The organism is Prosthecobacter sp. (assembly GCF_034366625.1).
Classification (GTDB): domain Bacteria; phylum Verrucomicrobiota; class Verrucomicrobiia; order Verrucomicrobiales; family Verrucomicrobiaceae; genus Prosthecobacter.
The window spans coordinates 100,946-115,957 of sequence record NZ_JAXMIH010000008.1 but is presented as its reverse complement, the minus strand read 5'-3'; the positions used below and the strand labels follow the sequence as shown (position 1 = coordinate 115,957).

The 15,012-nt window shown below is 60.0% G+C and carries 11 protein-coding genes; 2 read left to right on the top strand and 9 right to left on the bottom strand.

The genetic code is table 11. From position 1 onward, the window contains the following. Nucleotides 1–36: 36 nt before the first annotated feature. The 6 genes from U1A53_RS09030 to U1A53_RS09005 are packed head-to-tail and all read right to left on the bottom strand — an operon-like array spanning nt 37 to nt 8,386. Entirely contained in the window at nt 37–939 is a 903-nt protein-coding gene (locus U1A53_RS09030) for a DUF4886 domain-containing protein (RefSeq protein WP_322280331.1), read from the bottom strand. A gap of 13 nt (nt 940–952) precedes the next feature. After that, entirely contained in the window at nt 953–1,354 is a 402-nt protein-coding gene (locus U1A53_RS09025; protein ID WP_322280330.1) for a YlbF family regulator, read from the bottom strand. A gap of 49 nt (nt 1,355–1,403) precedes the next feature. Beyond that, a complete protein-coding gene (locus tag U1A53_RS09020) occupies nt 1,404–2,114 on the bottom strand; it encodes an aldolase/citrate lyase family protein (RefSeq protein WP_322280329.1) in 711 nt (236 codons plus the stop codon). Next, on the bottom strand, nt 2,111–3,229 hold the full coding sequence (locus U1A53_RS09015) for a phosphotransferase (protein WP_322280328.1): 1,119 nt from the start codon (nt 3,227–3,229) through the stop codon (nt 2,111–2,113). Before U1A53_RS09015 ends, U1A53_RS09020 begins: the two co-directional genes overlap by 4 nt. Then, entirely contained in the window at nt 3,226–4,158 is a 933-nt protein-coding gene (locus U1A53_RS09010) for a bile acid:sodium symporter family protein (protein ID WP_322280327.1), read from the bottom strand. Before U1A53_RS09010 ends, U1A53_RS09015 begins: the two co-directional genes overlap by 4 nt. Nucleotides 4,159–4,162: 4 nt before the next feature. Next, on the bottom strand, nt 4,163–8,386 hold the full coding sequence (locus U1A53_RS09005; RefSeq protein WP_322280326.1) for a sialidase family protein: 4,224 nt from the start codon (nt 8,384–8,386) through the stop codon (nt 4,163–4,165). A 71-nt stretch (nt 8,387–8,457) separates the two neighbouring features. Between U1A53_RS09005 and U1A53_RS09000 the strand changes: the two genes are divergently transcribed. After that, a complete protein-coding gene (locus tag U1A53_RS09000) occupies nt 8,458–9,495 on the top strand; it encodes a LacI family DNA-binding transcriptional regulator (RefSeq protein WP_322280325.1) in 1,038 nt (345 codons plus the stop codon). A gap of 64 nt (nt 9,496–9,559) precedes the next feature. Further along, nucleotides 9,560–11,026 (top strand): aminoacyl-histidine dipeptidase, encoded by a 1,467-nt coding sequence (locus tag U1A53_RS08995; protein WP_322280324.1) that lies wholly within the window; start codon nt 9,560–9,562, stop codon nt 11,024–11,026. Between the two features lie 71 nt (nt 11,027–11,097). Here U1A53_RS08995 and U1A53_RS08990 read toward each other — a convergent pair whose 3' ends face one another. The 3 genes from U1A53_RS08990 to U1A53_RS08980 all read right to left on the bottom strand — a co-directional run bounded on the left by U1A53_RS08990 (nt 11,098) and on the right by U1A53_RS08980 (nt 14,993). Then, on the bottom strand, nt 11,098–11,646 hold the full coding sequence (locus U1A53_RS08990) for a hypothetical protein (RefSeq protein ID WP_322280323.1): 549 nt from the start codon (nt 11,644–11,646) through the stop codon (nt 11,098–11,100). Nucleotides 11,647–11,835: 189 nt separating this feature from the next. After that, nucleotides 11,836–13,569: a LamG-like jellyroll fold domain-containing protein gene (locus tag U1A53_RS08985; RefSeq protein ID WP_322280322.1), complete on the bottom strand. Its 1,734-nt coding sequence runs from the start codon at nt 13,567–13,569 to the stop codon at nt 11,836–11,838. Nucleotides 13,570–13,580: 11 nt separating this feature from the next. Further along, nucleotides 13,581–14,993, bottom strand: coding sequence for an FAD-dependent oxidoreductase (locus U1A53_RS08980; RefSeq protein WP_322280321.1), 1,413 nt, complete (start codon nt 14,991–14,993; stop codon nt 13,581–13,583). Nucleotides 14,994–15,012: the final 19 nt, after the last annotated feature.

The following is a 15,012-nucleotide window of genomic DNA, read 5'->3' as shown; positions in this document are numbered from 1 at the left end:
GGCTTTCAATAGGACACCGCCGCGCTGTTTTGGACATCATTTCGCCCGCGCCTGCACGGCCTTGTGTGCCGTTTCCTGCAAAAAACGGGCGTAGGTGGCATCGAAGCCTTTCGGGATGTAGCTGTTGCCGACAGCGCTCTCTCCAAACAGCACCTCATACCAGACACAGGCGCCGAGATATTCGCCCGCCGTGTTCGCGTGATGCCCGTCCATGCCGAGCGTGATCTTCTTGCCATCCTTCGACTTCGCCCAGCGCCAGCCGACGTGTAGCGAATGCGTCTGATTCGGCAACGCGGGCTGTTTCGCGGTCTTGGGATCAAAGGACGTGTCGGTTTGATAGCCCCAGGTCGCATCCGTATCGGCCATGAAAAGCGCATCGCCCACCGGAATCACCTTCCCGCCGAGTTCAGCGGCGATCTTGTCGTAGGCGGCGGTCAAACCACGATACATCTCCTCCTGCGTCTTCGGCTCACCCGCTTTGTCCGATGGCTTCGTAAAACGCGGATCATCTTTCCGATACACCCACGTTTGATGAATCAGCAGCTTCGCCTGCGGCGCACGCTTGGTGATGTAATCGCGCAGGATGCCCGCATACGGCTGGTAGGTGGCAAAATCGTGGCTCTTGATGCTCGCCTGCTGGATCGTGACGTAGTCCCACTTCTCTGCCGTGAGATTCGCGACCAAATCACGCCCATTCGTGTACAGCCGCGCCTTGCCCTCCGCCTTCGCTTTGTCCGCATGCACCTGGAACGACGCGCCACCGATCACCAGCGGCGTGTGAATCAACGTGTGTCCGCCCGCCAACGCGAGATCATCGAGATGATTGGTCGCGTTGCGGGAGAAACTGTTCCCGATGGTGAGGATGCGGACCGTCTTCGCCTCGCCCGCGAAGGCTGAGGCGCAAAACAGCAGCGAGGCGAGCAGGGCGAGCGCTTTCATCACACGCGATGGTTTAGTGGCAACCGCAGCCTTCGCCACAGCCCTTGGAGAAGATTTCCGCCTCAGTCGGCACCTGTCCGCGCTCCAGGCTCTTGCCGACAAAACTCGTCACCACCTCGGCGATGCCGCGCAGCACGTCCTGTGCCTCGATGAAGCTCAGGATGGCCGGATTCGCATCGCAACTGTCCTGCAGATCGGTGAAGCGGCTGATTTCCTCGCCGGTGGGTTCTTCGCCATTGTGCTGCTTCTGGTGCAGGGCACGGCCCATCGTCGCCATCTCGCGGTAGAGCGACACGGCCTCTTCATTGGCGAGGAAGGCCTCGGCCTTCTCGCGGGCGCTTTGCACGTCGCTGTCGGCCACGAGGGTTTCGCACAGTTCGACGATCTTGGATTTGATTTGGGGGGATGCGGTCATGGGGCCGCGAGGGTAGGCAAAAAAGCCTGCCGTGCAGAAAAAAGTCCGACTATTTCCGCGCCGCTGCCAGATTCCGTTTGAAGCCCTCTCGCACGAGCGACAGATCAGAATCCATCGCCAGCCAAGTAAAGCCCATTTCGAGCAGCTTCGCCTGATCATCCGCATGCCGCACGAGGATGCCGCAGCCTTTGCCGTGAACCTTCGTGGCTTTCACGATGGTGTTCACGCAGTCATCATAAGGCAGCGGTGAGTTCCGGGCCTTCAAGTCGTAGCTCAAATCTGCCGGGCCAATGAACAGAGCATCAATGCCCTCCACCGCAGCGATTTGATCCGCATTTGCCACCGCATCGGCTGTTTCGATTTGAGCGAGGATGATCGGCTTCGGCATCGCACCCGCCGGAAGTCTCATGCCGTAGCCATAAGCTCGAACGGTGCGTGAGACGCCACGATGGCCTTTCGGCGGATAGTAGGCGGCATCAACGCAATGCTGCGCTTCCGCGACGGTGTTCACATGCGGCACCATGATGCCGTCCGCGCCCCAGTCGAGCACTCGGCTGATCAAATCAGGATGCGGAGCACTCACGCGCACAATCGCCAGCGTCTGGCTGCCACGCAGGGCGCGCAGTTGGTTTGGTAATGCTGCTTCGGATTCACAGCCGTGCTCCAAGTCGATGAGAACCCAGTCAAAGCCGCATTCCGCTGCGAGTTCCGTAACCGCAGGTGATCCGATGGAGAGAAAGGTGCCGATGTGAGTTTTCATGGTGATAGAATGTCGAGGCCGCTGCCCTCGCGCAAGCCGCGCAAGGCTAATGCGAGCCGTGATTGCGTCATTTCGCGCAGACTTGAACCGGATGAGCCACTGCTGATGAGGAAAAAGCCGTCGTCACGATCAAAATAGCCCGCGCCGACGCGGATAACGGCCTTCACGATCATGTTCCGCAGCAGATGCAGCCAGAAGCGACGCATGTGATGCTCTGGCAAGACGTGGATGCTTTGATAGCCCTCGAAGGCTCTCTGAAGAAACGCGGCATCGTGGAAGCAGGCGAGCAGTGAGAGATCATCCATCGGATCGCCACTGATCGCGTCGTCGAAGTCGATGAAGGCGGCGATTTGATCGCGTGTGCCGAGGATGTTCCAGAGCGCGAGGTCTTTGTGGACAAGGCAGCCTTGCGGCAGATCGAGCAAGGCTCGGTGGTTTTCGATCTCGGTCATGATCTCCTCCGCACTGGTCAGAAAGTCGCGCGAAACGAGAAAGCTCAAATGCTCCTCCAGCCGCAAATGGAAGTAGTCGGCGTAAGCCCAATGTGGTCCGCACAGTCCTCTGTGCGGTTCGAGCGTCGCTTGGCCTTCGTTCCGCACAGAGGACTGTCCGGACCACTCTAGAACACCAAACCCCTCCAGCGTGATCGCTTGCCACTTCGCCACCGCCACGCCGATCTCGAACGCGATCTTCGGCACCTCCAGCGTCCCTTGCTTGAACCACTGATTCAAATCCGGTGCCTCGATCCGCTCCAAAGCCTGCCACGCGAATGAAACGCGGCTTCGTGAAGCATCGCAGCCGAAAACTCGCGGCGTAACCACACCCGCCACACGCACCCGATCGAGCAAAGCCGACTCCACGGCCAGATGCGCGTCTTTTTCGGGCCCATTCTCCACGCGGATGAAAAGCGGCTTTCCATCCACGTCGGCATTCCAGGTGAGATGATTGCCCTGACCGGCTCCGGGGCTCAAAATGACGTTTTGCGTGTCGAAGTGCCTTTGAAGCTCTGTTTCGAGTTGGGATGCTAGATTCGCATCCACCTCGCCACGCGACTGCGTGCCGTGAAAGGCTGCCGGACGGTCGCATTTCCAATAATAGATGTCGCGGCGGCTCATGCGTCAGGTGTGCGTCGTTTCCACCATGACGCCAGCAGGCCGCCGATGATGTTTTGCAGCACACCGCTGAAGACACCTGCCGCAGCCGCGAGCGGCATCGCAGCAAAGTGCTCACGGGCGAGTGACGCTGCCATGCCGCCGTTTTGCATGCCGACCTCGATGCTGACCGTGCGGGCCACGGACTCAGGATAACGCAGCACCTTTGATATGGCATAGCCCACACCAAAACCCAGCACATGCAGCACGAAGGCTGCGAGCGCCAGCTTGCCAAAATTCGCCTCGATGGCGTCCGCGCTTGCGGCCACGATGCCGCCGCTCACGAGCGTGAAGGCCAGCACGGCCACCGTCGGCCCGCAGGCCCCGATTTGATCCGCCGTGCGCGGCAATTTCCATCGGATGAGCACGCCGAGCACCACGGGCGCGATGGTGAGCTGAAAAGCGGACACACAGAGCCCCCACGCGTCCACCGGCACATACTTGCCCGCCAGCAGACTCGTCCACATTGGTGTGAAGAAGAACGCGAGCATCGTCGAGGCCATCGTGAGCACCACGGACAGCGCCACGTTCGCTTTGGCGAGGTAGCTGATCATGTTCGACGCCATGCCGCCGGGGCAGCTCGCCACCAGAATGATGCCCACGGCGAGGCCCGGCTCCAGCTTCAGCGCCGTCGCCACCATCCAGCCTGACAGCGGCATGATCGTGTATTGCGCGATGAATCCCAGCGCGACACTCCCCGGCATGCGGCCGATGGCTTTGAAGTCGTCCAGACTCAAGGTGAGCCCCATGCCGAGCATCGACGCCGCCAGCGACCAGAAGATCCACGGCTTGTCGAACCACAGCATCGTCTGTGGCTTGAAAAACGCGATGACCGCCAGCGTGACGAGCCACACGGGGTAGAGATTGTTGAACCAGTCGAAGAAGCGTTTCATGAAGTTATTGGGAGATGTCTCTCACGCCGCCAAAGTCCGGCCCGCCTGCGCCGACGTAGCCGTTGCTGTTGCCTTTTTCGTCCGGCGTGACCCAAAAGGCATACAACGAGCCCTTCGTCTGATGGAAGCGCAATTTCACATTTCGCCCGGCCATGTCCGACAAGTCCGCGCCGTCGGTCCATTCGATCTTGAGCTTGGTTTGGTCACCCACCGCCGGTTTGGAGCTTCGCAGCACCTTTCCAGCCTCATCGAGCACTTCCACACGCACTTCTCCATTCACGTTCACGAAGAGATGCTTGCCTTTGAACTTCACCGGACGCGTCGTCAGCTCACCAGAGCCATCCATGCTCGCAAAGCCATCGCGTCGCAGCGTGGCGAGGCCGATGCTGCCGCCGGTATACATGCCGCGATGACCGCTCGGTGCGATGCCGCTGGTGCCCATATAGGGGAAGACGAGCTGGTCGTCGAGCACCACGAAGACGCCCGCCGCGCCATGCAGATAAGCGCGATCCCACGAGCCTTCGGTGCGTGAACCAACGATGAAGCCTCGGCGATCCGGTCGATCCCAGTGGAAGCCATCGCGGCTGAAGCCGAGTTCGAGATCGAGCAGCTTCGGGAACTTGCCCTTCTCACAGATGTCATTCTTTGGGCCGCGATGGATGTAGTGCATGCCGACCATGAGGCTCTCATACGCCACGGCATTCAGGCTGTAGAGCTGCGCCTGCTCACCTGCGCCAGTATAGCGGTCTTTCGGCTCGGGAAGATCGAGTTTGTCGGCACAGGTCCAATACACGCCTTTGCCCCAGTCAGCGCCTTTGAGGAACTCGTCACTCTCATGGTAGTAACGGCTGCGGCCACGCGACGTGCCGCGCTTGATGCTAAAGCACCACTTCTCACGGAATGGATTGTAGAAGAAGGAGCAGTAATCATCTGCCGCAATTGTGGTGGGCGCGGCGTCGGACCACGTTTTGCCATCGGAGACATGCAGCGAGTGCATGAAGCCATCGGGCCGCTGCTCCTTCGGCACATGCAGCCAGCAGGTCAGATACTTGATGCGCTCGGCGGGGCTTTTTGCGTTCAAATCGAGCCACACGCAGTTGTCGGAGCCACCGGTGGCGAGCTTCGGGCCGGTCCAGCGCAAGCCTTCGGGCAAAAGCTGGCCGTGACGTGTCCAAGTCTTCATGTCAGGACTCGTGGCGAGCGAGAGGGGTCCGCGCCAACCGGCGACGTAGAACATCTTGAAGAGCTTTTCCGCCGGATCGTAAAACACGCCGCCTTGTCCGGTGAAGGTGGTGGCTTCCTCGCCCTTCTCACCCTCTGTGGACTTACCGAGTTCGCGCTCGGTCTCGGCTTTGAAGACGGGATTGCCCTCGAACTTTTTCGCCTGATGAAAGGTGCGTTTGAGCGTGGTTTTCTCGATGAGGAAGTCGTCCACGAAAAGCTGGCGACCCACATCAATCGGGATCGACTTGAGTGGACGCTTCAAATACGGCACTTCCATCGGCTCGGCAGAGTTCGGATCGCGAAAGGGCGGCGGCCATGGCAGCGACAGCTCGATGCCGTTGTAGAGCTTCTCGGGCTTCGGGCCGGTGGCTTTGTTCACGAGCATGAGCAGCTTCGCGTCTTTCGACACGACCTTGCCCGCGAGCACATCGTCCTCGCGGAACTTCGCCATGAGGATCTCGGCATCGCTGTGGCGGTTCCAATCATAGAGGATGTGGATGAGGCCATCGGGCGACTCAAAGCCATCGGGGTAGGACACTGCGTTGCGTTCATCGAGCAACAGGCCGCCTTTCCATGTCTGGCCTTCGTCGTCAGAGAGATAGGCGGACATGTGCGTGCGCTTTGGCAGGCGCTCGGCAGGCGAGCCGTTTTTCACGAGGAGGATGCGGCCGGATTTGAGCCGACGCAGAAAGAAGCGTGAGCTGACATTCTGCACCGTCGCGGCTTGCTTCGGTGCGCTCCATGTCGCGCCGCCATCGGTGGAAAAACTCTCGTGCGGCTGACCACTTGTGCGAGCGAGCATCCACAGACGGCCGTCGCGCAGCTCGACGGTCATGTGCTCGTCGAACTGCCAGTCAGGAAACTGCAAGCTGCCGCGCTCCTTCCACGTTGCGCCTTCATCGGTTGAGGCAAACACACGCGCTGTTTTCTTCTGCCAATCCGACACCGGCAGCAGCCAGTCGCCGTTTTTGAGCACCGTCGGTTTGTTCAGTGTGCAGCCTTCCGCAAACTTCACCGGCTCTGACCACTCGGGCGCGTCGGCATCCGGGTTGTCGCAGCGGATGAACCAGTTGCTGATGCGTCCTGCGGCATCGCCGAGCTGCTGATCGAAAAACAACCACAAGCGGCCCTTTGGATCGGTCCACAGATTGCCCACCAGCGCCCCGCTGAGCTTCTGCGTGAACTCGGTGCGTGCGCCGACCGCCAGACGCGGCTTCGACCACGTCGTGCCATCGTCATCGCTCGTCGCCAGCAGGAAGTAGCCGTCCTTCTTGTCGCCCGTGCCCGTCCAGCAGCCCCAGATCCTACCCTTCGGCGTGCGATCCATGCCGATGATCATCGCGCCCGGCCGCGCCTCATCCTGAAACTCCGCCCCCGGATTCATGAGGATCAGCGGCTCATCGGGATTCAGCGCCCCGAGCTTCACGCCCTGGCCCATGATGAGCAGCACCATCTTCTTGAATTGCAGCCGCTCGCCGGTCTTCACCTCCTTGCGGTAAAGGCTCACGCGATTGATCTCACCGGGAAAAAGCTGCACCTCGGGCACTTCGACTTTGCTGAAGCCTGCCTTGATCAGCGCGTCATGCTGACAGGCCGCTTTCGGGCGGTTCGTCGGTGTCAGGGCGTAGAGCGTGCCCGCCTTGCTGACTCTCACATCGGTCTTCTCGATGCTGGTGCGCAGGAAGGGCATGTCGCGCACCTGATCAGGCAATTGGTCGATCACATACTCGCGATCTGTGAACAGCTTCTCGCCGCGCTTCATGGTGCCCTGATCCGCGCGCAGTGGCGCAGGCCAGGAAATGCGCTTTTTGCCAGCAAGGGATTCGAACTGGCCCACATCCTCCAGCTTGCCGAACATGATGCGGTCCTTCAACGTTCCTTGGGTGACGCTGAGCCAGATCACGCCCTGATGCTCATGCAGCGTGGGATACTGGAATGAATACGGTGTCACGAAGCGGTATTTGCGCTCCCAGGTTTTGCCATCGCGGGAGATGTCGATGTTGAAGATGGTGCGGCGGTCGCGGTTGATCAGTTCGGCATCCTGCCAGCCGAGATAGTAGATGCCGCCAAACTTGTCGAAAGTGGGTTTCGAGTTTGAGCCATTCACGAAAGGCATCTCCGTGCCGACGCTCCAGGTTTTGCCATCGGCACTCGTGGTGAAGTGGTAGTTGCCCTTGTCGTTGCGGCAGATCGCCATCCAGGTGCCGTCGGGCAGTTTGTTCACGGCGGATTCGCTGAGCTGCTGCGATTGCGGCTCGTTGTAATGGCCGACGACTTCAAAGGTGACGAGGTCGTCGTGGACTAGCGCGAGCGCGTTCTGCCCGACGGGGAAGTTGTTCAGCGCGACGTAGGTCTTGCCGTCGAATTGCTTGAACGAATCGAAAATGAACAAGCCCGCGTCCCTGGCCGGCCGCTTGAAGCCCTGCGCCGCCGCATCCGCATGAAAATACTGCGGCTGCATGTCGAAGGTGCCAGCCGCCGTTTTGAGCTTCGCACGAAAAATGCGGTTCTCGAACGCCGCGCGTTCCAGATCGAAGTCGATATACCACATCTGCGACTGCCGCTTGCCGGGATCCTGACTGGTGAAATAACAACGCAGCGTCTTCGCATCCTTCTGAAGAATCCGCGGCACGAAGCACTGCCCGAACGGCAGCGTCTCGTTTTCAAAGACCTGCTCGCTGCGGGCGAAGTCGATGACCCTTTCCAGCGCGAGCGTCTTCAGATTCACGATGGACATCGTGACGTAGATGAAAGGCCAGCCCGAGCTTTCCCCCGCGCGCCGATCATTCGCCTCGGTCACGAGATAACCGCGGTCGCCGATGCAGATAAACTCCGCATCGTGCGTGCCTTTCACGCGAGGCGCGGAGGTGTTCACGAGGCGCTGCATCACGATGTCTCCAGCGAGCGCCGGGTCCCAGTTCGCGGGAACGAGACTCTGAGCCAGGCTTTGGACGCAAAGAAGTGCCGAGATCGCAAGGAGGCAGAAAAGAGGTCGGAAGGTCATGATGGGTTAAAACGCGCTCAGCGAATGCATTTCACAGATGGACAGGCGTCTTCGCATGTTATGCTAACACCATGCCCGAAACCACCTCCGCCACGCTCAAAGACATCGCCCGCGCCGCTGGCGTGTCGATGATGACGGTGTCGCGGGTGCTGCGTGGAGCGCCAAAGGTTTCGGCGGAGAAGCGGGAGCTGGTGCTGCGTGAGGCAAAGCGGCTCGATTACCAGCCGGACCCGCATCTGGCGCGGATGATGCAGGTGGTGCGGGGCAAGAAGGAGACGCGGGTGCGGGCGGTGATCGCGGTGATCCGTGAGCATGTGCCGCAGGACGGGTTGCTGAGCCCGTCGTATCAATATGTGCCCATCGAGGACATCCGCCGACGTGCGCACGGGCATGGTTATGCGGTGGCGGAGTTTTATCTGGGCAAGGACGGCCTGACGCCGAAGCGGCTGCAAAAGATCCTGCACGCGCGAGGCATTGAGGGCGTGATCGTTTCGCCGCAGAGCATGCAGCTTCCATGCAGCAAGCTGGACTACTCGCCCTTCGCGGCGGTGACGTTTGGGAATGCGATGAGCACGCCCGCGCTGCACATGTGCGCAGGAAACATGACGCTGGGCATCCACACGGCGGCGGAGCAACTCCATGCGCGTGGCTACCGGCGCATCGGCGTGGCGGTGACGAAGTGGATCGTGAACCGCTCGCAGTTCGGCTACAGCGGCGGCTTGTTTCACTGGCAGCACGGTTTGTCAGCGGAAGATCGCGTGCCGCTGCTGCTGTTCCCGAGCAACGACATCAGCAAGGGCTTCGAGGCTTTTGCGAAATGGATGCGCGAGCACCAGCCGGACGCGCTGATCACGTTCGACACTCATATTCCAGGCTGGCTGAAGCGCCTCGGCCTGCGCATTCCACAGGACATCGGCTTCGTAGTGCATGACTGGACGCCCAAGATGACGGACTTCGCGGGGATTTATCAGCAACGCGATCATCTCGCCGCTGCAGCGGTCGATTTGATCGTCACGCAGCTCTCGCAGCATGAGCACGGCGTGCCCGAGGTGCCACGCCAGATCATGATCCCGCCGCAGTGGGTGGATGGGCCGAGTGTCGTAGCATAGCCTTTCTAGGCTGTGTCGATGTTCGTGTTGATCATCACAGGCTAGAAAGCCTATGCTACAAGCCATGTCCGACATCCGCGCCCTCGAACCCAACACTCTCTGGAACTGCTTCGCCGATCTCAATGCCGTGCCGCGGCCTTCGAAGCGCGAGGAACGCGTGGTGGCCTTTGTGCGTGAGTTTGCGGAGCGCCACGGCCTCACATCGATGCTCGACAGCGCTGGCAATGTCATCGTGAAGAAGCCTGCGACGCCGGATCGTCAGGGCAGGCCTGCGGTCATCATGCAGGCGCATCTCGACATGGTTCACAAGGCCGCTGACGGACTGAACTTCGAGTTTGATAAGCAAGGCATCGACATGTGGGTCGATGACGATTGGGTGCGGGCACGCGGCACCACGCTCGGCGCGGACAACGGCCTCGGCGTGGCCGCGATCCTCGCGGTGCTGGCTTCCAAAGACCTTTCGCATCCGCCCATCGAGGCGTTGTTCACGCTGGATGAGGAGCAGGGCATGGGTGGCGCGCTGGGGCTGCAACCCGGGCTGCTCACGGGCAAAACGATGCTCAATCTCGACTCCGAAGAGGACGACACCTTCACCATCGGCTGCGCGGGCGGTGTCGATACGCTAGCGAGCCTCGACTACACCGAAGCGGCGCACGGCCCCGACGAGCCTTACCTCGCCGTCCACATCACCGGCCTGCGTGGCGGTCACTCCGGCCTGCAAATCCACGAAGGCCGTGCGAATGCCATCAAGCTCATGGCCCGCATCCTCTGCGCCTGCGGCGTGGAAGTCGTCGCGCTCGCCACTATGCGCGGCGGCAGTGCCCGGAACGCGATTCCGGCTCAATGCACCGCGCAGGTCGTCATTCTCGATCAGCCGCGTTTTGATGAAATCTTCGCCAACGAGGTCGAAGGCATCCGCGAGGAGTTCCGTCTCATTGAGCCACATCTGAGCATCACGACGCAGCCGGTGAAGCCCGAGCACGGCTACATCCCGACGATGGCCGATCATGTGCAAAGGCCCTTCGTTCTCGCTCTCCAGGCCGTGGTGAACGGCGTTTATCGCATGAGCCCAGTCGTTCCCGATTTGGTTGAGGCTTCATCGAATCTCTCGCTCATCTCGCTTGGTGAGGGCCACGCCGAATGGAGCGGTCTTCAGCGTAGTTCGGTCGATTCGAGCAAGGCAGATGTCGCCCGGGCCTTCGCCGCGCCGTTTCAGATCATGGGAGCGGATGAGATGAACCGCCCTGAGGTCTGCCATGACGCAGGCTATCCCGGCTGGAGTCCCAGCGCCGAATCGCCCATCTTGGAGAAGATGAAGACGCTGTATCGCGACCTCTTCGGCCACGACGCGAAGGTCAGCGCCTGCCACGCCGGTCTCGAATGCGGCGTCATCGCCATCGCCTATCCCGATCTCGACATGATCTCCTTCGGCCCAAACATCCACGAAGCGCACTCCGAGAAAGAATGCTGCAGTATCTCCTCTGTGCAGAAGTTCTGGAAGCTGCTCACCGCGACGCTGGCGGCGATGTAGCATAGGCTTTCTAGCCTGTGTCTTCCGCGATCCATTGAGCACGGGCTAGAAAGGGGCAGCGCCGAACTAGATCAATGCGGATGAGCATCGTTCTTGGGATCATATATGCCATCATAGATACGCCACCCGCAAACAGGATGTGAAGTCCAACACGGCTTGGTCAGACGCTCGTAAATATGAAAAGCAATCCACAACGGAGCCATTGCCAAGATAAACCCTAGCACCAATCCGAGCCGTGAGGCGAAAATCCAAATGGCACCATGATCACGAATTGCGGTTAACACGATAGTAGAAAAGTGGAACTCCAGCGCCACCAACAGGGACATAAGCAAAAACAAACCCAAAGTCGAAACGACCTTGCGACGTCGCGACCAACTAACTGTGGCAATATCGGAATACTCGAAGGTGAACAACAAAACGACAGCGGGAAGAAAGAACAAGATGCCACCGGTTCGATGCCCAAACCACATGAGTCCACCAATAACACCAATCGCTAGCATCACTCGAACCCACCCATTCACCTGTTCGCGCAAAGTCGGCTTCGGAGGTGGTGGAGCAAGAAGTTGCTGCCGACGATACGAGCTATCTTGAAGAAGCTGCTTGATGATGTTATCGGACATGGCCGTTCGGAATTAAACAACCGATACGCTTTGAAACAAAGTCGGGTGTGACACGGAGCTGGTTGATAGGCGACATTTTCAGACTCCTGCTCAGTTCGTCGAGAGAAATGTGGCTTGGCCTGAATCTTTTGGGCGGTGATGTAGCCTGTGTCTTCCGCGATTCATTGAGCACGGGCTAGAAAGCCCATGCTACTTCAGCCGCTCAATCGGAATCACGGCCATCTCGGCGCTGTTATGATTGCCGCCTCGGCCGCCGTTGTTGGAGAAGCCGACGTAGAGCTTGCCTTCGTGCTCGGTGGCGCAGGGATAGCTCAAAGCGGCCTTCGGATTCGACTCACCAGGGCCGCTGTGCTCGGCGTGTCGGATGACGAAGACTTGGCTGAGCAGCGATGATCCAGGTTTGCTGACGGCGATGGTGAGCGGGAAGCGTTTGCCGCCGTTGTTCGCGGCGGTGGTGCAGACGAGGTAGCGCTGGCCGGTGCTGAGCATGCCTGCGGCGGGCTTGGAGGTGGTCATGGGCAGGTTGCTTTCGCCCATCGTGCTCCAGGTGCGGCCGTAGTCGGTGCTCTTTGAAATCAAGGCGAGCGGTTTGGCTGCGTAGCGGGCGATGTTGAGCACGTTGGAGCCGTCCACGATGATGCTCGACTCGCCCCACATCTTCAGGCCTTCGTGAACGGGGATGCTGACGAAATCCCACTTGGTAAAGTCATCGCCATGACTGATCGCCACCGCAGCGGGGAAGGTGCCTTTGTTGGAGTAAGGCCCGGCGCTGATGCCGGGCATGATCCATTTGCCATCGCTCATCTTCACCGGCTGATTCAACGCCCAGAAGCCGTTTTCAAGCACGACGCCATGCTTGGTCCATTGGCCGGTCGTTTCATCGAGCGAGTAAGCGCGGGTATGGATGCGCTCCATCTTGTTGTAGTAGGCTCCGTGGAAGGCCCAGAGCTTTCCGTCATGTGAAAGGAACACGCCATGGCTGATCGCGAGGTCTTTCTCCTCGCCTGCGTCGATGACACCAAGTTCGCTCCACGTTTTGCCGCCGTCCTCGCTCACGCGATACTGCGCTTCTTCACTGACGGTGTTCTCCGCGCCTTTGTTGTGGCCGATGGAGGCATAGAACCTGCCCTTGTGCCAAGCGAGGCCGACGCCGTGGAGGAAGGTGTAACCATCCGCTGCCTTGTCCCACTTTTTGATGACGTGAAACTCCACGCCGTCGAGCAGAGGCAAATCCTTGGTCTCGCCGAGCTTCTGCGAGTCGTCCCAGAGCGGGAAATCGGCGGTCTTGGATTTTGGAAGCTCATGCGTTGCCGTGATGGGGCGATAACTCGCGGCGATCTCTTCCGCGCTCATCACGCGAGGCTCGAAGCGTGCTTCATCGAGCGCGCCATGGAACTGTTGCCGCTTCTTTTCATCATCCAAGATGCCCCCGAGTGTGATCGGTGCCTTCGTGGCCGGAATCGGCTTATTGAGCTTCACCTCGCCCACGGGCTTCCCATTCAAAAACAGCGCTGCTTTGCCGGAATCGACCGTCAGTGTCGCCAGATGCCAATGACCGGCCTTCAGTGGCTCCGCACAGGTGATTTCACTCCAGCCGTCCTGACGCAAGTGCGCCTTCATCTTGCCATCCGGCTCGATGGTGACGCCCCACTGGCGTTCGTTGAGCGAGTAACGATTTTTGCCAATGATCATCTGCTGCGAGCCTTCAAGCACATACGGATTGAACCACACGGAGACGGTGAAGCTTCCGTTGAGCTTCGCGGTGTCCTTCAATTCGATGACGGAGCTGCCATCAAGCACAAGACTGCCCGTGAGCGAGCGTGCGTGACCATGAAGCGAGAGGGAAGCATCCACGGCATCCAGCGGCCAGTTTTCTGCGGAGGCTAACGTGGCGATGAGGAACAGAGAGAGCAGGGCTTTCATGAGACAATGCATCACACGCGCTGTCCCATCGCCTTCAGCTTCGCCTCGCTCTCGCTCCACGCGACCTCGTGCGGCATGCGTTTCGACAAAGCAGCCAGAGCAGCAGTGACACCGGCTGCCTCACCCATGCCGACTGCATTACCGGTGACGCGGTAGCTGGAGTGGGCGATGAAGTCGCCACTGATGCAGCGTCCAGCCATCATGAGTCCATCGACATCTTTGGCGATCAAGGCGCGCAGCGGGATGTCGTAGGGTTTCATGTCGATGGGCTTCGGCATGATGGCGTGGTTCTTGTTGTGGTCGGAGCTGAGGGCATGCACGTCGATGCCGAAGGTCACGCGCACGACGGCGTCGTCATGACGCACGCCTTTGGCGAGATCGTCCTGCACGACGACATAGCGCCCCTTGATGCGCCGTCCATCGCGCACGCCGATCTGCTCGGCGGTGGCGACGATCTGGATGCCTTCCCACGGTCCGCCGAGCGCGCGCAGGCCGTTGACCATCTTGTTCATCTCGGCGCGCGCACGTACCGTGGCGGCGGTGACTTCAGCGGCATCCCAGGGCTTGATGCCGTATTCGTGGTTCATCATGGCAAAGATCAGATTGCCGCTGACGTGCCACATGGTTGGCCCGGCATAAGACGGAAAGTGGCCGGTGCTGACGAGCACATCTTTGATGCGCTTCTTCTTCTCGCTGTCGGTGTTCTCACCGGGCTTCGACTGGCCGAAACGCACAAACTCCCGCAGCGCCTCGACATCCTTCACGACGAGCAGCGCATTGAGCGACATCGGCTGGCAGGGGCAGTCCTCCGCCATCCCAATTTCAAACGCGCAGCCTGCTTGCACGCCGAGATCACCATCGCCGGTCGTGTCGATGAAAACGGGTGCGCGCCATGCCTGTCGCCCCGATTTGGACTCCGTCACGATGGTGGTGAGCTTGTTGCCTTCCTTGAAAGCGGCGGAGACTTTGGTGTGATACTGAAACTTCACGCCAGCCTCCACGCACAGTTCTTCGAGCAGCAGCTTGAGTGCTTCAGGATCGTAGCAAAAACGGCTCGTGCTGGTCGAGTTCGCACGCGCACCGCGTGCATCCAGCTTGTCGCGCAGTTCTTTGGCGAAGCCGGGCTTGTTGAAGTCGAGGAAGTAACCCAGCAACCCAGCCGTCCAGATGCCACCGAGGCACCCGCGCCATTCAAAGAGACGAACCTTGGCACCGGCACGCGCGGCCGTGATTGCCGCAGTCACACCGGCTGGCCCGGCACCACACACGATCACGTCCGCATCCTCGGCGAGCGGTATATCATGCGCAGGCTCGTTGAACTGGCCTTCTTTGACCTCAGCAGCGGAAATCGAGGCCTGACTAACAGCGCCACCAGCGAGTGCGGCGGAGATGAAATGGCGACGAGAGACGGGAGCGGGTTTCATGGGGCCAATCATCACGGCA

Coding starts and splice junctions, on each gene's coding strand:
- U1A53_RS09030 (WP_322280331.1), bottom strand. CDS start 939: ATGAAAGCGCTCGCCCTGCTCGCCTCGCTGCTGTTTTGCGCCTCAGCC.
- U1A53_RS09025 (WP_322280330.1), bottom strand. CDS start 1,354: ATGACCGCATCCCCCCAAATCAAATCCAAGATCGTCGAACTGTGCGAA.
- U1A53_RS09020 (WP_322280329.1), bottom strand. CDS start 2,114: ATGAAAACTCACATCGGCACCTTTCTCTCCATCGGATCACCTGCGGTT.
- U1A53_RS09015 (WP_322280328.1), bottom strand. CDS start 3,229: ATGAGCCGCCGCGACATCTATTATTGGAAATGCGACCGTCCGGCAGCC.
- U1A53_RS09010 (WP_322280327.1), bottom strand. CDS start 4,158: ATGAAACGCTTCTTCGACTGGTTCAACAATCTCTACCCCGTGTGGCTC.
- U1A53_RS09005 (WP_322280326.1), bottom strand. CDS start 8,386: ATGACCTTCCGACCTCTTTTCTGCCTCCTTGCGATCTCGGCACTTCTT.
- U1A53_RS09000 (WP_322280325.1), top strand. CDS start 8,458: ATGCCCGAAACCACCTCCGCCACGCTCAAAGACATCGCCCGCGCCGCT.
- U1A53_RS08995 (WP_322280324.1), top strand. CDS start 9,560: ATGTCCGACATCCGCGCCCTCGAACCCAACACTCTCTGGAACTGCTTC.
- U1A53_RS08990 (WP_322280323.1), bottom strand. CDS start 11,646: ATGTCCGATAACATCATCAAGCAGCTTCTTCAAGATAGCTCGTATCGT.
- U1A53_RS08985 (WP_322280322.1), bottom strand. CDS start 13,569: ATGAAAGCCCTGCTCTCTCTGTTCCTCATCGCCACGTTAGCCTCCGCA.
- U1A53_RS08980 (WP_322280321.1), bottom strand. CDS start 14,993: ATGAAACCCGCTCCCGTCTCTCGTCGCCATTTCATCTCCGCCGCACTC.